Annotated in this window: 27 protein-coding genes; 3 read left to right on the forward strand and 24 right to left on the reverse strand. The window is 47.1% G+C overall.

Annotated features, from left to right (window positions below; translation table 11 throughout):
- Positions 1-1,331: 1,331 nt before the first annotated feature.
- A complete protein-coding gene (locus C1N59_RS22080) occupies positions 1,332-1,568 on the forward strand; it encodes a hypothetical protein (protein WP_394522090.1) in 237 nt (78 codons plus the stop codon).
- A 38-nt stretch (positions 1,569-1,606) separates the two neighbouring features.
- Here C1N59_RS22080 and C1N59_RS22085 read toward each other — a convergent pair whose 3' ends face one another.
- From C1N59_RS22085 to C1N59_RS22180, 20 genes are all read right to left on the reverse strand, one after another.
- Positions 1,607-1,987, reverse strand: a complete 381-nt coding sequence (locus tag C1N59_RS22085) for a hypothetical protein (RefSeq protein WP_394522018.1) — start codon at positions 1,985-1,987, stop codon at positions 1,607-1,609.
- 43 nt (positions 1,988-2,030) lie between these two features.
- The gene (locus C1N59_RS22090; RefSeq protein ID WP_394522019.1) at positions 2,031-2,327 is read right to left on the reverse strand and encodes a hypothetical protein; all 297 of its coding nucleotides are present in this window, start codon (positions 2,325-2,327) and stop codon (positions 2,031-2,033) included.
- A gap of 810 nt (positions 2,328-3,137) precedes the next feature.
- Positions 3,138-3,374 carry a hypothetical protein gene (locus C1N59_RS22095; protein ID WP_394522020.1) on the reverse strand — a complete coding sequence of 79 codons (237 nt, stop codon included), beginning with the start codon at positions 3,372-3,374 and terminating at the stop codon, positions 3,138-3,140.
- Between the two features lie 67 nt (positions 3,375-3,441).
- Entirely contained in the window at positions 3,442-4,014 is a 573-nt protein-coding gene (locus C1N59_RS22100) for a hypothetical protein (RefSeq protein ID WP_394522021.1), read from the reverse strand.
- Positions 4,011-4,508, reverse strand: a complete 498-nt coding sequence (locus C1N59_RS22105) for a hypothetical protein (protein WP_394522022.1) — start codon at positions 4,506-4,508, stop codon at positions 4,011-4,013. Before C1N59_RS22105 ends, C1N59_RS22100 begins: the two co-directional genes overlap by 4 nt.
- A 106-nt stretch (positions 4,509-4,614) precedes the next feature.
- The gene (locus C1N59_RS22110; RefSeq protein ID WP_394522023.1) at positions 4,615-5,022 is read right to left on the reverse strand and encodes a hypothetical protein; all 408 of its coding nucleotides are present in this window, start codon (positions 5,020-5,022) and stop codon (positions 4,615-4,617) included.
- Between the two features lie 520 nt (positions 5,023-5,542).
- Entirely contained in the window at positions 5,543-5,797 is a 255-nt protein-coding gene (locus C1N59_RS22115) for a hypothetical protein (RefSeq protein WP_394522024.1), read from the reverse strand.
- Positions 5,798-5,804: 7 nt separating this feature from the next.
- Complete coding sequence (locus C1N59_RS22120) at positions 5,805-6,170, reverse strand: helix-turn-helix domain-containing protein (protein WP_394522025.1); 366 nt, start codon at positions 6,168-6,170, stop codon at positions 5,805-5,807.
- 2 nt (positions 6,171-6,172) lie between these two features.
- Positions 6,173-6,481 (reverse strand): type II toxin-antitoxin system HigB family toxin, encoded by a 309-nt coding sequence (locus C1N59_RS22125; protein ID WP_394522026.1) that lies wholly within the window; start codon positions 6,479-6,481, stop codon positions 6,173-6,175.
- 262 nt (positions 6,482-6,743) lie between these two features.
- The gene (locus tag C1N59_RS22130; RefSeq protein ID WP_394522027.1) at positions 6,744-6,902 is read right to left on the reverse strand and encodes a succinate dehydrogenase flavoprotein subunit; all 159 of its coding nucleotides are present in this window, start codon (positions 6,900-6,902) and stop codon (positions 6,744-6,746) included.
- A 77-nt stretch (positions 6,903-6,979) separates the two neighbouring features.
- Positions 6,980-7,477, reverse strand: a complete 498-nt coding sequence (locus C1N59_RS22135; RefSeq protein WP_394522028.1) for a hypothetical protein — start codon at positions 7,475-7,477, stop codon at positions 6,980-6,982.
- A 594-nt stretch (positions 7,478-8,071) separates the two neighbouring features.
- Positions 8,072-8,308, reverse strand: a complete 237-nt coding sequence (locus C1N59_RS22140) for a hypothetical protein (RefSeq protein WP_394551310.1) — start codon at positions 8,306-8,308, stop codon at positions 8,072-8,074.
- Between the two features lie 94 nt (positions 8,309-8,402).
- Positions 8,403-9,452, reverse strand: a complete 1,050-nt coding sequence (locus tag C1N59_RS22145) for a DNA sulfur modification protein DndB (protein ID WP_394522029.1) — start codon at positions 9,450-9,452, stop codon at positions 8,403-8,405.
- 62 nt (positions 9,453-9,514) lie between these two features.
- Positions 9,515-9,775, reverse strand: a complete 261-nt coding sequence (locus C1N59_RS22150) for a hypothetical protein (RefSeq protein WP_394522030.1) — start codon at positions 9,773-9,775, stop codon at positions 9,515-9,517.
- Positions 9,776-9,847: 72 nt separating this feature from the next.
- The gene (locus tag C1N59_RS22155; RefSeq protein ID WP_394522031.1) at positions 9,848-10,357 is read right to left on the reverse strand and encodes a J domain-containing protein; all 510 of its coding nucleotides are present in this window, start codon (positions 10,355-10,357) and stop codon (positions 9,848-9,850) included.
- A 112-nt stretch (positions 10,358-10,469) separates the two neighbouring features.
- Positions 10,470-10,829, reverse strand: a complete 360-nt coding sequence (locus C1N59_RS22160; RefSeq protein WP_394522032.1) for a hypothetical protein — start codon at positions 10,827-10,829, stop codon at positions 10,470-10,472.
- A 527-nt stretch (positions 10,830-11,356) separates the two neighbouring features.
- Complete coding sequence (locus C1N59_RS22165) at positions 11,357-12,043, reverse strand: hypothetical protein (protein ID WP_394522033.1); 687 nt, start codon at positions 12,041-12,043, stop codon at positions 11,357-11,359.
- Between the two features lie 41 nt (positions 12,044-12,084).
- Positions 12,085-13,350: a translesion error-prone DNA polymerase V subunit UmuC gene (gene umuC / locus C1N59_RS22170; RefSeq protein WP_394522034.1), complete on the reverse strand. Its 1,266-nt coding sequence runs from the start codon at positions 13,348-13,350 to the stop codon at positions 12,085-12,087.
- Positions 13,338-13,775, reverse strand: coding sequence for a LexA family protein (locus tag C1N59_RS22175; protein WP_394522035.1), 438 nt, complete (start codon positions 13,773-13,775; stop codon positions 13,338-13,340). The genes umuC and C1N59_RS22175 overlap by 13 nt, the downstream gene beginning before the upstream one ends.
- Before the next feature lie 416 nt (positions 13,776-14,191).
- The gene (locus C1N59_RS22180) at positions 14,192-15,295 is read right to left on the reverse strand and encodes a DUF3560 domain-containing protein (RefSeq protein WP_394522037.1); all 1,104 of its coding nucleotides are present in this window, start codon (positions 15,293-15,295) and stop codon (positions 14,192-14,194) included.
- Positions 15,296-17,163: 1,868 nt separating this feature from the next.
- Here C1N59_RS22180 and C1N59_RS22185 point away from each other — a divergent pair.
- The gene (locus tag C1N59_RS22185) at positions 17,164-17,712 is read left to right on the forward strand and encodes a hypothetical protein (RefSeq protein WP_394522038.1); all 549 of its coding nucleotides are present in this window, start codon (positions 17,164-17,166) and stop codon (positions 17,710-17,712) included.
- Between the two features lie 16 nt (positions 17,713-17,728).
- Here the strand turns inward: C1N59_RS22185 and C1N59_RS22190 are convergent, their stop codons facing one another.
- Positions 17,729-18,253, reverse strand: a complete 525-nt coding sequence (locus tag C1N59_RS22190) for a hypothetical protein (protein ID WP_394551312.1) — start codon at positions 18,251-18,253, stop codon at positions 17,729-17,731.
- Between the two features lie 73 nt (positions 18,254-18,326).
- Here C1N59_RS22190 and C1N59_RS22195 point away from each other — a divergent pair, with 73 nt between their 5' ends.
- Positions 18,327-18,617, forward strand: a complete 291-nt coding sequence (locus tag C1N59_RS22195) for a hypothetical protein (protein WP_394522040.1) — start codon at positions 18,327-18,329, stop codon at positions 18,615-18,617.
- On the opposite strand, the gene C1N59_RS22200 is transcribed toward C1N59_RS22195, so the two are convergent.
- The 3 genes from C1N59_RS22200 to C1N59_RS22210 are packed head-to-tail and all read right to left on the reverse strand — an operon-like array spanning position 18,583 to position 21,647.
- A complete protein-coding gene (locus C1N59_RS22200) occupies positions 18,583-19,341 on the reverse strand; it encodes a hypothetical protein (RefSeq protein ID WP_394522041.1) in 759 nt (252 codons plus the stop codon). The genes C1N59_RS22195 and C1N59_RS22200 overlap by 35 nt on opposite strands.
- A gap of 3 nt (positions 19,342-19,344) precedes the next feature.
- The gene (locus C1N59_RS22205) at positions 19,345-20,763 is read right to left on the reverse strand and encodes a ParB/RepB/Spo0J family partition protein (RefSeq protein ID WP_394522042.1); all 1,419 of its coding nucleotides are present in this window, start codon (positions 20,761-20,763) and stop codon (positions 19,345-19,347) included.
- A complete protein-coding gene (locus tag C1N59_RS22210; protein WP_394522043.1) occupies positions 20,763-21,647 on the reverse strand; it encodes a ParA family protein in 885 nt (294 codons plus the stop codon). The genes C1N59_RS22205 and C1N59_RS22210 overlap by 1 nt, the downstream gene beginning before the upstream one ends.
- Between the last annotated feature and the right edge of the window lie 325 nt (positions 21,648-21,972).

Raw genomic sequence — 21,972 nt, forward strand, 5'->3', positions numbered from 1 at the left:
GCCCCCATAATCCGGGCGCTGGCCGTGCCGTACATCGGCAGCAGCGGCACCGCCGCGACTGCTCCACTAATCCGGCATCAGGCGGTGTGCGCTGGCGGCAGCGTAAACGACAGCGACCGCCTCCCCGTCCGGGCATCGGCGGGGTGCGCTGGCGGCAGCGGCATCGACAGCGACCGCCTCCCCGTCCGGGCATCGGGCGGGTGCGCTGGCGGCAGCGGCATCGACGCGACCGCCTCCCGTCCATCGGGCGGGGTGCGCTGGCGGCAGCGGCATCGACCGCGACCGCCTCCCCGTCCGGGCATCGGGCGGGTGCGCTGGCGGCAGCGGCATCGACCGCGACCGCCTCCCCGTCCGGGCATCGGCGGGGTGCGCTGGCGGCAGCGGCATCGACCGCGACCGCCTCCCCGTCCGGGCATCGGCGGGGTGCGCTGGCGGCAGCGGCAACGACCGCGACCGCCTCCCCGTCCGGGCATCGGGCGGGGTGCGCTGGCGGCAGCGGCATCGACCGCGACCGCCTCCCCGTCCGGGCATCGGCGGGTGCGCTGGCGGCAGCGGCATCGACCGCGACCGCCTCCCCCGTCCGGGCATCGGGCGGGGTGCGCTGGCGGCAGCGGCAACGACCGCGACCGCCTCCCCCGTCCGGGCATCGGGCGGGGTGCGCTGGCGGCAGCGGCAACGACCTCGACCGCCTCCCCCGTCCGGGCATCAGTCGGGGTGCGCTGGCGGCAGCGGCATCAGTCGCGACCGCCTCCCCGTCCGGGCATCAGGCGGGTACGCTGGCGGCAGCGGCATCACTCGCGACCGCCTCCCCCGTCCGGGTATCAGGCGGGTGCGCTGGCGGCAGCGGCATCACTCGCGACCGCCTCCCCCGTCCGGGCATCAGGCGGGGTGCGCTGGCGGCAGCGGCAACGACCTCGACCGCCTCCCCCGCCCGGGTATCAGGCGGGGTGCGCTGGCGGCAGCGGCAACGACCTCGACCGCCTCCCCCGTCCGGGTATCAGTCGGGGTGCGCTGGCGGCAGCGGCAACGACGGCGACCGCCTCCCCCGTCCGGGCATCAGGCGGGTGCGCTGGCGGCAGCGGCAACGACCGCGACCGCCTCCCCCGTCCGGGAATCAGGCGGGTGCGCTGGCGGCAGCGGCATCAGTCGCGACCTCCTGCCACTTCCAGGCGTAAGGTGGAGCTTATTGGTGGCTGCTATATGACGGCTTTTTATTGCGATGTAAGGGCTGATTATTTTCTCTCATACTAAGCGATCAATAGTGTGTCAGTTGTTGCTCTAATTGATTTGCGATCTTATGATACCTATTCGTATCATTAGGAGTTAAAAAGATGGCTAAGATTGTTTCTGCAACTGAAGCGCGACGTAAGAAGATCCAGTTCGCGTGTGATGGGGAATTGAAGGACGAATTTGACAACCTGAGAAAAGAGCTAAACGAACTGGGATTGAAAATCAACCTAAACGAAGACTTTGAAAGAGTCGTGAGAGGGGCGATAACGGAAATGAAGAAAGCCATAGCGGCAAAGCTGAATCAGTCAGAACCAGTAAAATCTGTAGCTGCGGATTAAGTCTAAAATCAGGTCTGGAGAACCAGACCTGATTATTTCTAATAAGCTATTTTTTTTCCATTACTTTGTGAACAATTGCCACAATAACTCTCCATACAAGAGGCGCAAATTTTATTCACCGTAGGTGGAGAGAATGAAAATTCACTTTGTACCTTATTAAACACATTGCGGAAAACATCTTCATGATGCATTTTCACGCCAAAATTGGACGTCCATCCTTTAGACCAAATGCAAAAGCCATGACATAAATCCTCCCCTGTGGCTACTATCAAAGCTTCGTTGAAATGCTTTTCAAGCTGGGTTACAAAAGCTTTTCGGGCTAACAGTTCCAAATTTTCGCACTCGCGCGAACAGTCGATATAGAAAAGTTTGATATTCTTTACAGTTGATATTGGCGTTCTGGTTTCAACAATACGCATAATTTTATCCCGGTTAGCGGCCTAATGCCTGATGAAAAGACTATTAACTTACAATCTGAAGCTGATCATTAAACTTAAGCCCAACTCCTGCTTTGTCTTCGAACCTGGAAATGTATGAAACACCATAAAGATGCAAAGATTCGATATGTGATTTAGTCACGCAAGATGAATAATCGTGCCATACACCAGGCTGATCACGTTCTGCAAACCGCGATGGTTTATAGTGCAACTTTAGAAACTGATAAACTTCATCAAAATTCATTTTGTTTTGGTTTTGTGAAAGATTCCTTGGGCCTTTCGCTGCGCCCTTGACCTTGACGTTGATGTTTTGCTGTGACATGTCTTTCTCTCCCGTTGTTGTTGCTGATGATTCCCCGTTCCCCCTGAAAGATTCCTTGGGCCTTTCGCTGCGCCCTTGACCTTGACGTTGATGTTTTGCTGTGACATGTCTTTCTCTCCCGTTGTTGTTGCTGATGATTCCCCGTTCCCCCCGCCGCAAAGCCCGAGGTGCCTCACGGGCGGCAGGTGACTGTCACGGGGAACGGCAAAGCCGCAGCCCGGAGGGACCGGGTGCAGCCGTTCAGCGCCAGCGACCCTTGACCGGCACAGCCCGTGTGGCATCGTCAGGCGCGGTGGAGGGACTCGGGGAAGCGTCACGGCAGAGAGGTAAGACAGGGCACAGCATTTCTCACGCAAGGCGTGAGCCTTCAGAGGGAGCCTGCGACCGGTTATTGCGACAGCCGTCAGGCTGGCTGCATGGCCCTTTTGCGCGACAGCCGCAAGGCTGGCTGCACGTCTTTGACCTCAGCCATCAGACATTAGCCGGTAGGCCCGAAACCCGCCTGCGGGGTTCGGCGGAGCTTAGCGGCTTGCCGCTTAGCGGAGTATGGCTCGACGACCCGGCAGCGCCGGGGAGCCGAAGGGGGCCAGTTTACGGCTGTTAATGTTGACGTTGATGTACGCGCATTCAACATTGACATGCATCTAATACAGCAAGATAAAAATCTTAACGATATGAAATACATTTATTTTTAATAATTTTGGCAGCTATGAAAAGCACTGGAGGGGTGATGCCGGTGCGGCAGCACCGGCTTTTCCCGGCCCGAAGGGCCAGAGGCTTTTAGCGCCCCTGAGTTGGGGCACCATACTGTCAAACTTCAGTAGAACCAATCCAACAGCCATCGAGATATGCATCTGCGCCATAGAATAAATTTTGTGGCTGTATATTTGATAAGATCGCATGAGTCCATCCGCTTTCAGGTGCCACTTGTGAAAATATCTCTGTTGCACTGTCCAGAGTTTTGATCACAAGTGTTGACTGTAGATGCGCTTTTAAAATGTCTGGTTCCCCAGGTTTCACATCAGTTATGTATGTAATTCGTGGCATGATTTAATTTTCCTTTGCGCAAAGTGAAAATAGTTAGATGGCGACTTTATCAGCCGCCATTTTTACGTTATCTCATGCTGCCGTAATCGGTTATGCCTCCACATGATGAACACTCTGTTTTATAATATCGATTCAGTGAGCCTCCCTCGACCCGCTCAAATTCAGTTTGCGTTGCCGCAGAACCGCATACAGAACACTCACAATCAAAGGTGTAAGCTTGAAGCTGTTCACCAGGCGCGATACAGCCACCGTAGAATCGCTGGCCGTTTAAACTCCAACCTTCATCGGATGCATCACAAGTTTTTTCCGTTTTTGCTTCATCAGCCTCATCTTGCAAAAACGCTAAATGCTCCTCATTGAACACAACTGAAATATCTTCGGGCATGTGTTCAAGCCAGCATGATGGATTCAAAATTAAAGCAGCATTTTCAATACTTTCGAGGATATCTAATCCGTGTTTTCCGAGATTGCTATCACTCCAGACAAGGTCTGAAACGCTTTTGAAAAGCTTCTCAGTTCGCATCCTTATTTCATGCATATCCAGATCTGCCACTGTACTTATAAGCGCTAAAAGCGTTACCGCTTCACCTTCCAGGCCAGCGAGTTTATGCACCATAGAGACGTTTGTAGTCGTACTCATGCGGTTTCCCCCTTAGCGATGAAAGCAGAGCATTTTGCAATAATTTCGCTATGTGCCATTCTGACATTATCGCGGAAAGTGAAGTAACGGCGCTCGCCTGTTACTTCGTCTTTAATGAATGCAAAAATGTCAGTGATATTACCTGAATACATTTCACGGAATTTAAATGAGTCAGTCCCGCTACCTTGTTTCCAGTCGATAGGCCAAAGACATTCCAGCATATCGTTATACCTTTCCTCAGTGATCTCACTCACGTCAGTTTTGACTAACTCCTCAGTCAGCGCAATGGCTTCAGCAAAAGAGGTAATAATCATGCTGGGATATTCTTCCCGATATTCCTCAAGGGTTTTATTAGAGTATTGACCAACATACGAGCCATCACGAACAACTACAGTGTCCTGAATTGATGTTTTTCCCGGAATGTATAAAACCAATTCAGACACTGGCAGGTGAGAGTATTTATTAATAAATGACGTAGTTAAATCAGCTTTCATAAAATTACCTTCGGTTAGTGGCCCAATGCCATGCAGCTATTATATTAAAATCCGGGCAAATATACCAGGCTTAACAATATTATTAATTTAATTCTTTTGATTTTCCTCATGCATAGGATGAATAATAAAACTTTTTGTCATTTGTTTTTTTGTAAGCGTTCTCGCATTCGTCTATAGCAATCATGGGAACCTGTGCGCATTCCTTTACACGTCTTGTTAAAGGATCTCCGATAAAATCACTCTTTACAGGTTCTACAGTGCCGCTCATAGCGCCCGATGCAGTAATTTGCTGACACCGGATTTCCTGAACGACGACCGTGCTTTTTCCCTTAAGATGCGTTACCTGGTAAAAATTGATGTTCGTTTGTTCGTAGCCCCAGGATGAATAGAAGATATCGCCTGTTTCAACAGTCCCATTTCTGAAATTCAATATTTTGTTTTCAGCCTTTAAACATGCATTCCTTGGGCCTTTCGCTGCGCCCTTGACCTTGACGTTGATGTTTTGCTGTGACATGTCTTTCTCTCCCGTTGTTGTTGCTGATGATTCCCCGTTCCCCCCGCCGCAAAGCCCGAGGTGCCTCACGGGCGGCAGGTGACTGTCACGGGGGAACGGCAAAGCCGCAGCCCGGAGGGACCGGGTGCAGCCGTTCAGCGCCAGCGACCCTTGACCGGCACAGCCCGTGTGGCATCGTCAGGCGCGGTGGAGGGACTCGGGGAAGCGTCACGGCAGAGAGGTAAGACAGGGCACAGCATTTCTCACGCAAGGCGTGAGCCTTCAGAGGGAGCCTGCGACCGGTTATTGCGACAGCCGTCAGGCTGGCTGCATGGCCCTTTTGCGCGACAGCCGCAAGGCTGGCTGCACGTCTTTGACCTCAGCCATCAGACATTAGCCGGTAGGCCCGAAACCCGCCTGCGGGGTTCGGCGGAGCTTAGCGGCTTGCCGCTTAGCGGAGTATGGCTCGACGACCCGGCAGCGCCGGGGAGCCGAAGGGGGCCTAATAATGGTTGAGATCTGTGTCTAAAAAACCTGTCAATCAGAGCACTGCTTTTCCAATTTTTACTAAAGCGTACAGCCCTACCCATAAAAATACGCCATATTGAAAACTAGCCAGGAAAAAGGCACGTACAATTACATCTGAATCACCACTTTTTAGTGACTCATAAATGAACTCGCCCTTACCTATAAGACCACTATTAACCGTGGTATCAACAGCATTTACAAAGGTGATTAAAAACCCCATTAATAGAAGACAGGGGATAAATTTAATAATTTTATTAACACTCATCATTAATCCCTTAAATGCTAAGATTCAATAATGCCTCAGCAGGTATTTTAAAGCTTCTATGAAGTTTGATGATCATCGGCAGTGTAAGGTTGCGCTTCCCGTTTACTACTTCATAAAAACGGCTGGTAGTACCAAACACGGGTTTCATATCAGTGGCCGTAAGACCGGCCTGCTCCATGCGAAACTTGATGGCTTCAATTGGGTCGGGCGCTTCAATCGGATAGTGCTTTTTTTCGTATTGTTCGATAAGCGTTGCCATTACTTCAAGATAGTCACCTTCCTCGGTGCCAGGCATCGGGTCAAGCTCAACCAACGGTGCAATTGCATTCAGTGCTGCTTTGTAATCTGCTTCTGTATGAATTGGTTTTATGTTCATAATCACTCCGGTTCAACTGTATTTACGTCGATCTTATCGTATTGGGCGTGGGTGCCGACAAATTTTACGAATACGACCCCTGTGTTATAAGCAATAGCTACGACAAGACGATAATCGTTGCCTTTGATATTGAATACAACGCGTCGGTTTTTCAGGATACTGGCGCTCCCGTATAAATCTTTAATGTCTGCTGGTTCTTTCCAGCTAACCTTTTTGACTTCGTCAAGCCATGATTTAAGTGGTTGTTCTGCATCGCGATAAAGTTTATTTTCCCAGAAATTGCGCAACGTTGCGATTGATATAACTCTCATGGCTTCCTCTCACTGTCCCACTACGGGACTAAGATTCTATTATAGTCCCACTGAGGGACTTTTCAACTTATTTTTTCCAAATCAGAACATCTGCTGCCAGCATACAGCACCTGAAGTTAGCGCTTATTCGCTAGCTTGTTGTAATTAAAATTTGCGCAAATTTAAATCATTTGACGATATCCAGCTTCTTAAACTTAAAGCTATGAGGGCGGGTGTATAAACACCCGCCCTCATGCATGGATCATGGCTGGTTCGCTACACGTTAATGAATAGCCAGATTCCGTTGCCTGATTTGCTCTCTGACAAGCGTCATAAACATCGTCCATTCATGTACAGGCATGGCTGGCATTGAGGCGCGACCGTTCACCAGGCCATTTACAAATTCTTTTGCATGTGTGAGGATGTGTTCTTCAGTAATCATGTTGCCTCCAGAGTTGACGTGATAGTCATACGCCCGCGTATGACGGATGAAAGAGCAGGGTTGCCCCCCTGCTTTTTTCATTTCTTCAAAATTACATGTGAATTTTTAATTTTCTCGATGATTTCGGCGTGAGTCAGTTCCATGTCATCTCTCAGTGCATAGAATTTCCCCTCCCACTCAACGAAAAAATCAACAACACCGCCAGGGTATATTTCCTCCATCTGGAAAGAGCATCCTTCTTTCTTTCCGGGATTCTGCCATTTTATCGGTGGCAGCACTTCCAGCATGTCTGTGAATATTTCCTCTGAAATTTCAGTAACCGGCTTGCAGTTCAGGTGATAGCGGATCAGTTCAAAATCTTTGCTCGTTATCAACACTAAGTCGGGATGTTCCTGCTTCATGCTTGCCAGCCCGATACCGGCAATTTCTAGATCCCACTCTTCACCGTTCCAGTGGGCATACCAGGCTGCATCTGCTTCAGGGCTATACCAAAGGTATCCTGTATGGTTTTCAAAATGATTCCTTGGGCCTTTCGCTGCGCCCTTGACCTTGACGTTGATGTTTTGCTGTGACATGTCTTTCTCTCCCGTTGTTGTTGCTGATGATTCCCCGTTCCCCCGCCGCAAAGCCCGAGGTGCCTCACGGGCGGCAGGTGACTGTCACGGGGGAACGGCAAAGCCGCAGCCCGGAGGGACCGGGTGCAGCCGTTCAGCGCCAGCGACCCTTGACCGGCACAGCCCGTGTGGCATCGTCAGGCGCGGTGGAGGGACTCGGGGAAGCGTCACGGCAGAGAGGTAAGACAGGGCACAGCATTTCTCACGCAAGGCGTGAGCCTTCAGAGGGAGCCTGCGACCGGTTATTGCGACAGCCGTCAGGCTGGCTGCATGGCCCTTTTGCGCGACAGCCGCAAGGCTGGCTGCACGTCTTTGACCTCAGCCATCAGACATTAGCCGGTAGGCCCGAAACCCGCCTGCGGGGTTCGGCGGAGCTTAGCGGCTTGCCGCTTAGCGGAGTATGGCTCGACGACCCGGCAGCGCCGGGGAGCCGAAGGGGGCCAGCATGCCGTTTAGGGGGAGAAAAATACTGAAAGTTGCGCATGCGCAAAAAGAGGAAATTGTGAGGTCACACTAACGAAAATGTATTGAACTAAGGGCTTTGCAACTTAATTTTTACGCTAAGGAACTGGCGAAAAGCTTCCCCTGCCGGGTGTTCATAAATTCGCCACCTTTTAACTCGGTGAGATCTTTGGCTGTCCATTCCTTCTGGGCTACAACACGGCGCGAAGCATCTGGCATGATTCTGTAACTGACATGTGTAATGACGTAAGAGCCATCATTTTTTTGGTAGACAGTAAAAATGAACTCTTTCGTATTTTTTGTATGAGTATTCTCGAATATAACGTTCATTATTCACCCTATTTAACTTAGCAGCACGTATTGTATAAGCAGCAATCAACGCCTTACAAACTAAAAAACCGCATCCCTGCGGCTATATAGAACATCAGCTAAAACTGCCGGACAGAATCGTAGCGGCCAGCTTAATACCCACAGCCTTTTGCGCCTTTACTGTTGCAATCATGTTGCCAGTATCAGGATTAACACATATGCCCTTCCAGTTTTGATGTTCAAAGTAGTTAGACTGGGCATTGCACGTATCTGATTTCATGTTCTCCAGCATTGTGACTACTTCTGTCAGTGAATGGCGCTCAAGGAGTATTTTCATGGCAAACCCAAACCCTACAATACATACGGCATGGAAGGTAACGAACCAGGACTTATAAGAAGCATAAGCAATCTCTGTCCCCTGCCCTAGCTGGGAAAATTTCACCCAGGCACTCCAGATTGAAAACAGTTTTGACTCTATGGTTTCTGCGTCGTCATCACTGAGAAACGCTATAAAGCGATTAGTAGCATCGCATACAGCTTTGTAAGAAACGTAGTAATTATTGATTTTCCCGGTCACGACAGGACGCTCAAAATCTGTCTTTCTGTGCAGTAGAGGATGCGAACTGATTACCTCTTTCACAAGCTGACTGACCTCATTGGAACGGTTATATGCAAGATTGATCGAGGCACTCGGTTTTGAGGCATTACTGTTAATGTCGGAAAAGAATTGTTGCCGGGTCGGTAGATCTAAATTCTGTGTGAGCACTATTGTCACCTTATGAGTGGCAAGGCGTGTATCACACTTTACCGCCTGCACAATGCCGCCCTGTCGGTGTTGACCGTCAAAAAGGACTGTTCGCGCTTCCATCGGAAATGTCACCTGGCCTAAAAAGGTCTCGCCCCATAATTCAATCTGCAATTCACCATCGCAATTACCGATGAGCGGGGGAACGATAAAAGGTTTATCATGCTCTACTGCATCAAGAAGATATTTAGCAAAGTCGTTTACGCGTTTCGTGCTACGTTCCCGCTGACTTCGCTCAAGGACATGGCCTGTGTTGTCACACACTAGTAAACGTTCAACATGGGAGAATGGCACCTGAATAGTGATAATTCTCTGACCGCCCTGAACACCAATAAAGCATGGATAAGTAAAATGGGACATTATGAAACTCCAATATTTAGAGGTGAAACGGTCAGCAGACCGTTTCATCATTTAGAATTTATTCAGGCTGGCAGGTTGTACGTAATTTCAATATCTTTAACTTGATTAACATCCCTTAAAATGCAAACCCTTGTGACATTGGTGCACATTTTATTCACCAACATTATTGATTCAATCTGATTGTGGAGGGGGATTTCTTGAAAGAAAGGAAAGTTAAGGGTGTTTTTCCCTCCCGACAATTTATATACACCGTTAAAATGTAATTGCGAAATCCCGTTGATTTCGGTGATTGTGCCAGTGATTGTTTTTCTGTAGTTTTTCATTTTAATTCCTTCCCGAATTGCGGCGGGTGCCCGATATTTAATCTGGCGGGGGTCAATCCCCCGCCAGGTTAACTAGCCATGTAAGGATGTCATGCCTGCACTGCGGCGCTCACCGCTTGTGCCATACTTTTCCCGTAGTTCGTCCTGTTCATGTGTGCGGCGATTGAAAGGCGCTTTATGTTCATTAGGGCGAAAGTACCAAAGCTGCTTTTGACGTGACCACATGCAGCCGAGAGCCTTAAGGGTTTCTTTGTGAGGTCGGGTGTCTCCCATGATCCATACCCAGCGACCAATCTGTTCGTACTTGATGCCCGAAAGCTGATTAAGACTTGCAATTACGCCCACTAACTTTTCATCATGTGCTTCAGCGGCAGCACTCTGAATTGCTTCAATGTTCTGGGTTTTAATAAATTCATACACAGCGTTAACTAACTTCATTTCTTCCGCTGCTTTAGCATTGCCCGGATTACGGTCAGGATGGAGTTTATTGGCGAGACTTCTGTAAGCGCGTTTGATTGAAACTTCTGTGATTTCGCCTGAAATGTTTAATACTGAAATTGCATGAGAAATAGTGATTTTCATTTCTTACCTACTATCCCGAATTACGGCGGGTGTCCGGTTTAGGCATTGCGCCTGAAAGCAAATACATTATATATAAACTAAAAAAATTATACCAGGTAGAATTAAGTAATTTTTACTCGGCATGCCCTTTTATCGAATATATATAAGACAGGGCACTTTCTTCATTTTGTCCATGCTCATGAATCTCATTCGTGGCAATATCAAACAGTACGTCATCTGCTTGGCTATCACTTATTGATGCTCCCCCCTCCTGTGCCAATTGTTTAATTTCTTCACGCGTCCATACGATTACAGTGAAAACACCTGCCGGGTAATTATTTTTTAGGTGCGCGGCGACTTCGTCATAATTACCTACAATTGAACCTTTTACAGTCGATTTAATCATATCCCCTTCATTTTTATGACCTTTCGAAAGATTCCTTGGGCCTTTCGCTGCGCCCTTGACCTTGACGTTGATGTTTTGCTGTGACATGTCTTTCTCTCCCGTTGTTGTTGCTGATGATTCCCCGTTCCCCCCGCCGCAAAGCCCGAGGTGCCTCACGGGCGGCAGGTGACTGTCACGGGGGAACGGCAAAGCCGCAGCCCGGAGGGACCGGGTGCAGCCGTTCAGCGCCAGCGACCCTTGACCGGCACAGCCCGTGTGGCATCGTCAGGCGCGGTGGAGGGACTCGGGGAAGCGTCACGGCAGAGAGGTAAGACAGGGCACAGCATTTCTCACGCAAGGCGTGAGCCTTCAGAGGGAGCCTGCGACCGGTTATTGCGACAGCCGTCAGGCTGGCTGCATGGCCCTTTTGCGCGACAGCCGCAAGGCTGGCTGCACGTCTTTGACCTCAGCCATCAGACATTAGCCGGTAGGCCCGAAACCCGCCTGCGGGGTTCGGCGGAGCTTAGCGGCTTGCCGCTTAGCGGAGTATGGCTCGACGACCCGGCAGCGCCGGGGAGCCGAAGGGGGCCATTATGTCGCTTTGAGGACAGAGCATGATTTTGGGATGTGCTAAATTATGAAGCCGAAAAACCATCCCAATCATCGTTTCGCTTCGCAGGCCGCGCTCCTGTAGACCATCGATGAAGATCTGAACTTGTTTTGAAAGCCATTCCTGCAATGCCGTGTGACTTAGATGTTGCGTATATAGCACAATTAAAATCACCCTTTCCATTAGCGCCAATACCGCGATTGCCGAGAAGCCACGCAAGATAGATCTGAAATTCAGTTGAACGTAAACCCGCTGCGTTTTGTCCAGCTTTTTTAGCAAGAGATTTGAAATGTTCAAACTCTATAGAATCATCTGAGTAGCTAGCTCCTCTACATTCGGGGAGAACGACAGGTCTACAAACAGCCTTCCTATAGATTTGATAATCACCTTCTAAACAATGTGATTTTCTGTTAATTCTTCCCCACATAGCAAAATGGCATTGATCATGTAAAGGTATAACACTCGGTGCAGCAACTAAACCGCAGCAAATGTCACATGCAGAGTCTTTGTATTTTTCATCACCCAGACTGTGCATGAAAGATTTAAACTCAACAATAAAAAATCTATCGAAAGTTGAGAATAGTGTGTCAGCATTAAAAAAACGGTCTAAACCATTTAGAGGTGCCCTTACATCTATTGTTCCGTAATGCTCACAGGCGCTTATAAATAAATCATCAAACACAGCTTTTAAACTATCTTCTCTGCCTGCCATGTGAAATCCTTACATTGATTAAAATCCTTGAAGACTGCGGATTATAAAACTTTAGCTGTTGGTATGTCATTCCAATTTGTCGTGTAGCACGGTGAAAGTAGTTCACGCCTCATAGAAAAGGAGTTGTCTATACCTTCTCCTGCAAAGAAGAGATGGTTTCCGTCACGAGCGTTAAGCTGATCAAGCACTCTCATTAACTGTTCACTCTTAGGCTTTGGCCGGTGCTCATCAAACAGATTATACTGAGTTTCTTTACCGGAGAAATCGCCCAGCATCACCCCTGCCTTTGCATATCGTATTCCATCGCGCCAAATCATTGCCAGGGCGCGCTGTGACGCCTCGATGATGTCCCTTGTATCTTGCGAGGCAGTATTTAACTTAATAGTGGCTATGTTGCTGTATGGCTCGTCATTTAATGCAAATGGGGAAGACTTTATGAAGACACTGATTATGCGTGCGTACTGCTTTTCGCTACGTAGCTTAGCTGCTGCTCTGACCGCGTAACCACAGACAGCCCTCTGCATGTCATCAAGTGCTGTCACACGACTACCAAATGAACGTGACACAACTATCTGTTGCTTAACTGGCGGATTTTCTTCAAGCCTGAAACAAACCTCTCCGCGTAACTCCCTAACAGTCCTCTCCAGGACAACACCAAAGCTTTTTCTGATTAATCGAGTATCCGCTTGGGCCAGATCATAAGCTGTTTTTATACCCATTAATGCGAGTTTTTTGGTAAGTCGCCGTCCAACTCCCCAAACATCTTCAACGTCTGTCTTAATTAACATACGTTTTATTCTTTCTGTATTATATAACGCTACAACTCCGCCGAAAATATCCCATTTTTTAGCATGGTGATTGCACACTTTAGCTAAAGTTTTGGTTGGTGCTATTCCGATTCCAACCGTTAGGCCGGTATTCCTAAATATCAACTCTCTTAGTTCTTTTCCAAATTCATCGAATGACATTACATTATCAACACTATCAATTTGTGAAAAGACTTCATCTACGCTGTAGATTTCTGTTTTAGGAGATACCGACTCGATTAAATTATAAAACCGTTGGCTAAAGCTATGATACAACGTGTAATTCGACGAAAAAACGGCAACGTTATTTTTCTTCAAGAACCCCCTAAGCTGAAAATAGGGATCTCCCATTTTTATGCCTAATTTCTTCGCAAGTTTATTTCTTGCAATTATATTGCCATCGTTTGAGCTTAAGACCACAACCGGACTGTTATAAAGATCCGGTCTAAAAACTGTTTCGCAACTGGCGAAAGCAGAATTAATGTCGATTAAGGCAAACATATATCTGCCTTTTTAACAATATATGTTACGACACCCCAGATAATTAAGCTGTCCGGGTCTGGATAGATAGGGCTGTACGCGCGATTCATAGGCATAAGAACAGGTTTACCTGACACGATGTTCAACAACTTGACTGTAAACTCATTATCCATCGCGGCTATAACAACATTGCCAGGAACGGGCTTAAGAGACCTGTCCACAACTAAAATATCGTTATCACCTATCCCTGCTTCGATCATTGATGAACCGGACGCTCTGACAAAGAAAGTCGCGTTTCTGTTTTTTACACAGTAGTCGTGAAGATTCAATTCAGAAGCTTCATAGCCGCTTGTTGGAGAAGGGAAACCGGCATACACCGGTTCTGCATAAAAAAATGCATGCTGCTTGATGTCAGCCTTTGATGGTGTATAAATTTCAATCTGCATAGCCCCTCCCTAACACTGTTTTTTTATACAGTATAGAGAGGGTGATTTTTACCTGCAAGATGGAACAGCAAAGACACAGCCCGGAACATGAAAAGACTAAACATTTCAATAAACTAAACCGATGATAGGTTTTTAAATTGCGCATGCGCAACACTATAGCGGATTAGTAACCTAAAAAAATGAGTAGTTCTTGCGCATCAAATTTGTTGCAGTTAGCAGGATGCTTTGAGAAAAACTCCTCTACATCCCGTGTTTCAGTATGATGTTTTTCAAATTCGGCCATGACTCGTTTGCGATCTATCTGCATGTCCTCAGCCGAATCGTAATAGCTTAAGTGTTCCATGAATACCTGCTTGATTAAACGTTATATAATGATTGACTCTATGAAAAAAAAGGCGGCTAACGCCGCCTTATTCTTACATAATCTCAATTAAGTTTTTAAGTAAATACTTCATCGAAGCCAGCGCGTTAGGTGTGATTTTTCTAACCCACGCCCCTTTACGCGACGGACTAAATTTAAAAGCATTCCTTTTTAGCAACGTTCTGACGTCTTCCGCTGGCTTCTCTTCAAATCGGATGATGATCCTATTGTCATCCGTATCATTTTGTACCGTGAAGCCACTATATGAAACTTCTTCTGTATTGAGGCTTTTTGCTTTCTCTATCGCTGAAATTCTTTCTTCAGCAGTTTTTATAGCTTTATTGCTTAAACTCAATTGATAACTTGCAAAACCCTGAGCGCCGTAAACAGGCTCTAATATCTCTTTGATCATTTTTTCAGAATAACCAAGGCAAAATAGCGCTTCCTGTTTGCCTTCGTCGCTTACATTTTTTAGCCTGACTATTTTATTAGCTTCAATCATCATGGCATGAGCTTTTTTCAGGCTTGCTACTTTCTCTGCAAGTTTCATTGTCGCTTCAGGATCGTCTGAGGATATACCACTTCTGCCAACACTATCGGCGCGATTTTCATAGTAATCTGCCGTTTTAGATAATTCACAGCTTTTGTCCATTAAGCGATGGGAACGAGAGAGTACGGCGCGATGTCTTCTTTCGCTGTGATGGCCGATTAAAATAGGTTGTCCAAAGGGAATGTGCGCAACGGCGTTGTGACTAGCATCAAACGCGTCTAATGCTGCCCGACGCTTCTTAAATGCTAAGTCACTGAAGCGGTCCCTGCGTTCTTCAAGACGACGCTCATAATGATTAAGGTGTTCACGCCCTGCCTGCTTAGTAGCTTTTTGTTGCTCTAATGCCTCTCGCAGCGGCTGGAAAGCTTCGGTCAATACTTGTAAAGCTTCCTGGGCACGGATGTTACAGCCAATTGCTGCAACCTCGACCCTCTGGCCCCCAGTTACTTCGGCATAAATTTTAGCGCACTGAAAATCGGTTGAGTTTCGCAAGGCGAAATAACCCGTCATGTTTTCCGGGTAGAAATACAATCTTGCATTAAAATCTGCAAGTAGACTTTCAAGAGGAGGCGTGTTTGGATTAACGACAGGTGATTTTGGGTTAGACATACTTTTTATCTCCGGTTAAGGGCACAATGCCCGAGTATGTATGATTAATTTTCTTTCATGATTATATTACCTGTAAAAAGGTAATAACTCAACAATTTTAAATGCACATCATGCGATAAAATTATTTATTTCTTTTTGTACATCTTCACCTTTACAGTTGCGGGATAAAGTTCTTTGATTGCTTTCCTGTTTTTCTCAAAGATATCTTTCGGATCAACAACAGCATCATCAGTAGTTATGGTCATTGTCCCTAGCTTTATGCCTAAGCGATTGAGACAAGTAATTTTTACTTTTCTACGCATGAGACAGCGCCCCCCTAGATTTAGCAAGGGAACTGACTAAACGCGCCTTTTCATGTAGAACATTGTGGCTTACATTCCGCTTAGGCCCGATGCGGCCAATCTTATTGAGGTGCGAGAAAAGCTCATCGGCAAAGTTGGCCGGGAGAGATGCATACTCCCCTCTTTTCGCCAGTTTGTTGATGACTTCAAGATATGTAAGAGCATCCTTAACAGTATTAAGTCTTACACTATACCTAAGATTATTAAACGAGATTTCTACAGTGTGGCCTTTCATCACAGCAAACATATTACACCTCCGCTTTAATTTATATTACCTTATCATAGGTAATATAAAAATAAAAGCGAATATATTTAATTATATGTTTATTAAAACCTCCTTTTCTGCTAGACCAGTTTTATTATTTCTCCACTGTTAAATGTAAGTGCTTATTAAATTACTTGCTTGATGAGTACGCTCGCCGCAAATCGCGTTGAGGCGCACCGCAGCGCAGCGAGGAGCGAACACCGCGATGAGGAAGCGGAATTACACCCGTGGCCGCACCGGGCACCTACGCACCGCCGCCCTCTCGGGCACCTGCCGTTAAAATGCGCCCGCCGCCGCGCGGGCCTGTAATGATCACCGTCTCCGCGCCGGTTACGCTCGCCGCAAATCGCGTTGAGGCGCACCGCAGCGCAGCGAGGAGCGAACACCGCGATGAGGAAGCGGAATTACACCCGTGGCCGCACCGGGCACCTACGCACCGCCGCCCCCTCGGGCACCTGCCGTTAAAATGCGCCCGCCGCCGCGCGGGCCTGTGATGATCACCATCTCCGCGCCGGTTACGCTCGCCGCAAATCGCGTTGAGGCGCACCGCAGCGCAGCGAGGAGCGAACACCGCGATGAGGAAGCGGAATTTCACCCGTGGCCGCACCGGGCACCTACGCACCGCCGCCCTCTCGGGCACCTGCCGTTAAAATGCGCCCGCCGCCGCGCGGGCCTGTGATGATCACCGTCTCCGCGCCGGTTACGCTCGCCGCAAATCGCGTTGAGGCGCACCGCAGCGCAGCGAGGAGCGAACACCGCGATGAGGAAGCGGAATTTCACCCGTGGCCGCACCGGGCACCTACGCACCGCCGCCCCCTCGGGCACCTGCCCTTAAAATGCGCCCGCCGCCGCGCGGGCCTGTGATGATCACCGTCTCCGCGCCGGTTACGCTCGCCGCAAATCGCGTTGAGGCGCACCGCAGCGCAGCGAGGAGCGAACACCGCGATGAGGAAGCGGAATTTCACCCGTGGCCGCACCGGGCACCTACGCACCGCCGCCCCCTCGGGCACCTGCCGTTGAAATGCGCCCGCCGCCGCGCGGGCCTGTGATGATCACCGTCTCCGCGCCGGTTACGCTCGCCGCAAATCGCGTTGAGGCGCACCGCAGCGCAGCGCAGCGAGGAGCGAACACCGCGATGAGGAAGCGGAATTTCACCCGTGGCTGCACCGGGCACCTACGCACCGCCGCCCCCTCGGGCACACTTTCTTTAGTTCGCCCCGCCGTAAGGCGGGGCGCGGCGAAAATTTCGCTGTTATCAGGAGGTGGCTGATAGCCAATCAATCGAACACCGCACCATTTTGGCAAGCTGTTACAATTTCGACGTTCAATATGATATAAATAAGCAAATTTATTTCATTGACGAGAATGATGTGTACATAATTGACATAGATAAAAAGTTATCAATTTTACGGCTCAGTGATATTGATAATCATATTACTTATATGAACTGGATAAAAGAAAGCAATATAAATTGCCGGATTGAATTATCAGCCGAACGAGTTGGATCGTTATTAAATAATGCCACTGAAGTCTTATATTACTTTGGATTTACAACAGAGTCATACATTGAAAGCTTGCTAACTATTCTTCCAGCAAAGTCGGCAGATTCACCCGCCAATAAAAAACTGATTGAAATAATTTTAACTCACCCTCAATTAGCTAAAAGTAAATGCTGCGAAATGGCGGGGAAAAACCCTACTCATTTTACTCGCCTTGCACAAACAATTCGCGACTGTTCTGAAAAAGTGGCTAACATTAGTGGTGGCAGAAATCCGGTAAGGATTCTGGAATCTATAAGAGTGGACTTTTAAGCGCCTTACGGCGCTTCTAAGACCTGACCACATCAATTTTAAGCTTATTTGATGACAAGTTAGTTTCGAAAATTAATGTGTAATGTTTGTATGAATAATGAGTAATGAATATACCTGCGTTTTCTTGCAGGGCTTTCAATGAAAAGTGTTTTTCTAAGTTCCCGGTCTCACTCAAGTCAGCAACTTTATGACGATTTACATAAACGTCGAGAAATAGGCTATCTTCGCTGCAAAGCTCTATAGCAGAGTCGGTAAAGAGCCATTCGTCATCAGAATCAATTAGGTGCGCGTCTCCACTTTCATCGAGCAAATGTTTTTCAAGCTCAGCATGACCTAACTTGTCGCTTATGAAGCAGATCATATCATGCAAATCTGCTTCGCTGATCTCTTTACGTGCATCGTATTGCGACAGTAGAAGTCGCTTGAATGCAACAGGAGATATCGGTAATACGTTAATTAGCTCATTTGCTAACTGCCCCAGATTGAATTGTTTTTTGTGCGCTCCAACACTTAACTCTGCGCACAGAACTTCCTGCCACATAATTATTCCCGTTTAATTTTTACATAACCATACTATAATCATATAGCAACGGTCGTTTTCACAAGGATACTCGATGAAAAAGCTGAATCCAAAAGAGAAGGATGTTCTTAAGTATATTACTCTTCCCGTCATGATACATATTGACGATCATGATTGGGTACGACTTCAGCTTTCATTCATCCATGAGCGTTATCGACTGAAAATAGCTTATCTTTATAGTGAAAAATTCTTTTTTGCGTTCCATAATCATGTTGATTCAGATATAAAACGCGCTAATTTCGCGAGGAAAGTCGCAAACAACTTTCTTCGCGAACTTGTCGAAGGAATAATTAAGCAGGTTCCCTCAAAAGAGAGAGCAAATTGAATTTTTGCCCCCTTATCATTTTATCGTGGTCAATATTGATTAAGTTCATACCGGAAAGAATATTAAGTTCAGCTTTTATACTCTCGTCCATCTTTTTAGCTTCATGGTCATTCAGGCACACATGCTCAACTTGAAGCATATTAAGAGCTACATCATTTCGAACCGAAGATGCAACCTGCTCGTTTGCTAATTTACCGTGTGCCAGGCTGAAGAAAAGTTCAGGGTAGCTACAAACTTCATCAATCTCGCCAAAAATGTGATACATAAGTTTTGCTGCAAGCAACGGACTTTCACAAGCACCAAGGCATTGTTTGATTTCACTTCGTCTGTTGTACCAGTAGCTGTAACGTTCAGCACACTCCAACCAGTAGTTAGCTGTTTCCACCGGCCAATTTCGTGGAATATGTCTATCCGTAGCAATTTTATTATCGATTCGGCTAAAGGCCCAGAATGCCCACTCTTGTTGAGTCTTCGGAACTCGCCCGGAAATTTCGAGCAGTTGCATACAACTGACTACAGCCCATTGCGGCGTTTTGAGATTCCTCACCCAATCGGTCATTGTGTTATTGAGGGGTGTGCTCGCAGTATCACGAAGACCTGCCTCGTAGGCAAACTGACTAAGCCGCTTCCCTGCATCCGTGCGACTAAGATTTACTTCCTTCATCATGTGTTGAAGATATAAATGGACCGGGAAACCCCGGTCTTTAAGTAAGATTGCGAACATGGTTTAGTCCTCAATCTTGAATTTAACGCCCTTAAGCGTAAATTCTTCGGGATGAATAAGTTTACGACCACCTTTTAATCCGTCGATATAGACCATGTCGCTTGATCCAATCGCTGCCAATTCTTCTGAGCTAAGAACGCTGAGGTCAGATACCAGTACACACTCCTGTCCTTCCCAAGTGCCCTGAATGCATGACGCTTTAGCTTTAGCTTTAGGTTTAGGCTCTCTCTTAGGAGCCGGTGGAGTTGTTCCCGGCACAGCGGCTAAGCGCATGCGCAAGAACCCACCTAAAAGCACTATATCGCTGAGTTGTTCTTCATTCAGGTTCGTGTCTTTCTCTAAATTTTCAGACCAGTGATAAAGGCTGAGATATGCCTGATTAAGTGCAGCTTGAGCATCACCAGATATTGAGAAATGGTTATCTTCTAACTTCAATTGCTTGTGAGACGGAAAATCAGTTGATGCAGCCGCCATATAACCGCCTTCAACTTTACACTGATAAATGGTTACGTTATTGCCAGTGCTTAACTGTAGATCGTCAAGTGGACTTTGTTGCGCATGCGCAACAAAATTACTCCAATCATATCCATTACTGTCAGAGGTAGTTGTCTGAGCACTTAAGGTTTGGGAATCATCTTGCGTTTTTATAAGCGGTTGGCCATTACCAGCAATCATAGGATATTCTGGTTTTGGTAAAGTGCCGCTTTTTGCAGCCTCGCGAACAGTCGCACGATCAAGCTCAGTCTCATTTACAAGAGTCGTGAAAAGATCCGGGTTAGTTTCGCGAATTTTAACCAGGTTAGTTAAAGTTTCTGGGTCTTGAGTACGAGTGTCATAGATTTCACGAATCTCTGGGGCCGCATTGCGTAATGCATAAATGCGCGAAACCTTCGATTTGCTCATTGCGAGTTTTTCTGCGACCTCTGTCAGTGTCAGTTTAACACCTTCAGCTTTGGCTAACTCCATACTCTCAGCAATCCAATCTGCCTGATCGAATACAGACATATTATCGCGCTTAATGTTGTTAGCGCCTTGCTCAAAATAATTAGCAGCATCACTACGATTGAGGAGTTCGCTATCAATAATGACTTTTAATTTAAAATCAGGCTTACGCTCTTTAGCTTTGAGCGCTGCAAGGCGGCGTGTTGCGCCGTGGTGCATCCGATAGCCTTTGTCATCTTTCGGATAGACATGGCAAGGCTCACGCTGGCCCTGCGCGGGGTCTAAAAATTCTTCGGCATAAGAATCAATCAGGTCTTGATTGAATTTTTTCCGTGGGTTTATCACGGTATAACATTCTTCTGGATCAACGAACAGCACTTCTGCCGCAATGTTAGCACCACGGGTCATCGCTGTTTTCGATAAGCTAGACAGTGATGAGGCTTTTAAAGAGGCTGGGACAGTAATTTTTTTAACAGACATTATTTAGCCTCCTTGATTGCAGCTTTCAGAATGGTATTGATCACTTCAATAAATGCTTTGGCTGCTGTGCGGCCATTGCCAGTTTTGACATCCCAAACAGGACGGCGATTGTTAAGGGTATCTTCAATCGGTTCAAAGTCACCCAGAGGTATACCCACGTTAAGTGGAGAATCTCTCAACTCATCAAGTGCATTTCGATGCTTTTGACGTGATGCTTTGTATTTATTTGGAATAATCAAATATCCTGGGAACTTGAATTGAAAATCAGGGTTTTGACTGTTTAAGTCACGAACCAGTTGATCAATAGTAGAAATCGCTGAGTTAACTGCACTGAAAGAAACGCCACTCATTTCAGTAATGAGGACAGTTAAGTCAGATGCGAGCATACCCGCGTTTCGGTAATCTCCCTTACCAGGTGGGCAGTCAATAATCACGATATCGTAATTTTGGCGTAGTGCCTGCAACTGGAAGTATGGATAAAGAGCAATTGTGGCCTCCACATCCAAACCTTTACCGATATGCTCTAATTCGTAGTCAGCCGGTAGAAAATAGAGATTTTCATTATCTGGATGTTGAATGATCGGCTTAGTGATTTCGTCGTCACTGAACAACATTGTTGAAGATGCATATTCATTCAGTTCAAAGTGTTCACCAAAGAAAACTTTAGTAATGTGCATATCAGGATCGAGGTCTACTACGAGCACCTTAAGCCCAAGTAACTCGGAAGCATACCAAGCTTGATGAGCGGTATAGGTTGTTTTACCTACGCCACCTTTACCATTGGAGTTGCTAATAATTGGATGCAGAGTCTTGAGTTGTTTAGCTTGCGCTTGAGTAAGGGTTGCAAGCTTTGAAGCGGGTTTGGTACTTAAATGCTTAACCATTCTTGTCTAATCTCCGGCTATGGATTCAATATCCCGTGCCATTCTTGGCATGCAGCTAATATGACAGATAAGTGTATTACATGCAACGTTTAAGTATCATGTTAAAAACATTTTGTGACCAATGTCCAAGTAGCGAGTTGCGCATGCGCAACATCGGGTGAAATTATACCATGAACGATTCGCTGAAGAATCCATAATGGTCTAAAGAATACAGTGACTTAAGAAGTATTTGTTTTGCAATATTTCCATACGTGTTGTCCTAAATGAAGTTAAAAGTTCAAATTTCACTCAGCGATACCTGCATACCAACTAAACGGACCTGCTG

The sequence above is a fragment of the Pantoea sp. SGAir0183 genome, assembly GCF_043545505.1.

Coding starts and splice junctions, on each gene's coding strand:
- C1N59_RS22175 (WP_394522035.1), bottom strand. CDS start 13,775: ATGCAGATTGAAATTTATACACCATCAAAGGCTGACATCAAGCAGCAT.
- C1N59_RS22155 (WP_394522031.1), bottom strand. CDS start 10,357: ATGAAAATCACTATTTCTCATGCAATTTCAGTATTAAACATTTCAGGC.
- C1N59_RS22085 (WP_394522018.1), bottom strand. CDS start 1,987: ATGCGTATTGTTGAAACCAGAACGCCAATATCAACTGTAAAGAATATC.
- C1N59_RS22090 (WP_394522019.1), bottom strand. CDS start 2,327: ATGTCACAGCAAAACATCAACGTCAAGGTCAAGGGCGCAGCGAAAGGC.
- C1N59_RS22200 (WP_394522041.1), bottom strand. CDS start 19,341: ATGTTCGCAATCTTACTTAAAGACCGGGGTTTCCCGGTCCATTTATAT.
- C1N59_RS22100 (WP_394522021.1), bottom strand. CDS start 4,014: ATGAGTACGACTACAAACGTCTCTATGGTGCATAAACTCGCTGGCCTG.
- C1N59_RS22160 (WP_394522032.1), bottom strand. CDS start 10,829: ATGTCACAGCAAAACATCAACGTCAAGGTCAAGGGCGCAGCGAAAGGC.
- C1N59_RS22165 (WP_394522033.1), bottom strand. CDS start 12,043: ATGGCAGGCAGAGAAGATAGTTTAAAAGCTGTGTTTGATGATTTATTT.
- C1N59_RS22105 (WP_394522022.1), bottom strand. CDS start 4,508: ATGAAAGCTGATTTAACTACGTCATTTATTAATAAATACTCTCACCTG.
- C1N59_RS22130 (WP_394522027.1), bottom strand. CDS start 6,902: ATGATTACTGAAGAACACATCCTCACACATGCAAAAGAATTTGTAAAT.
- C1N59_RS22140 (WP_394551310.1), bottom strand. CDS start 8,308: ATGAACGTTATATTCGAGAATACTCATACAAAAAATACGAAAGAGTTC.
- C1N59_RS22210 (WP_394522043.1), bottom strand. CDS start 21,647: ATGGTTAAGCATTTAAGTACCAAACCCGCTTCAAAGCTTGCAACCCTT.
- C1N59_RS22115 (WP_394522024.1), bottom strand. CDS start 5,797: ATGATGAGTGTTAATAAAATTATTAAATTTATCCCCTGTCTTCTATTA.
- C1N59_RS22195 (WP_394522040.1), top strand. CDS start 18,327: ATGAAAAAGCTGAATCCAAAAGAGAAGGATGTTCTTAAGTATATTACT.
- C1N59_RS22205 (WP_394522042.1), bottom strand. CDS start 20,763: ATGTCTGTTAAAAAAATTACTGTCCCAGCCTCTTTAAAAGCCTCATCA.
- C1N59_RS22095 (WP_394522020.1), bottom strand. CDS start 3,374: ATGCCACGAATTACATACATAACTGATGTGAAACCTGGGGAACCAGAC.
- C1N59_RS22190 (WP_394551312.1), bottom strand. CDS start 18,253: ATGTGGCAGGAAGTTCTGTGCGCAGAGTTAAGTGTTGGAGCGCACAAA.
- C1N59_RS22150 (WP_394522030.1), bottom strand. CDS start 9,775: ATGAAAAACTACAGAAAAACAATCACTGGCACAATCACCGAAATCAAC.
- umuC (WP_394522034.1), bottom strand. CDS start 13,350: ATGTTTGCCTTAATCGACATTAATTCTGCTTTCGCCAGTTGCGAAACA.
- C1N59_RS22125 (WP_394522026.1), bottom strand. CDS start 6,481: ATGAGAGTTATATCAATCGCAACGTTGCGCAATTTCTGGGAAAATAAA.
- C1N59_RS22080 (WP_394522090.1), top strand. CDS start 1,332: ATGGCTAAGATTGTTTCTGCAACTGAAGCGCGACGTAAGAAGATCCAG.
- C1N59_RS22110 (WP_394522023.1), bottom strand. CDS start 5,022: ATGTCACAGCAAAACATCAACGTCAAGGTCAAGGGCGCAGCGAAAGGC.
- C1N59_RS22145 (WP_394522029.1), bottom strand. CDS start 9,452: ATGTCCCATTTTACTTATCCATGCTTTATTGGTGTTCAGGGCGGTCAG.
- C1N59_RS22135 (WP_394522028.1), bottom strand. CDS start 7,477: ATGTCACAGCAAAACATCAACGTCAAGGTCAAGGGCGCAGCGAAAGGC.
- C1N59_RS22120 (WP_394522025.1), bottom strand. CDS start 6,170: ATGAACATAAAACCAATTCATACAGAAGCAGATTACAAAGCAGCACTG.
- C1N59_RS22180 (WP_394522037.1), bottom strand. CDS start 15,295: ATGTCTAACCCAAAATCACCTGTCGTTAATCCAAACACGCCTCCTCTT.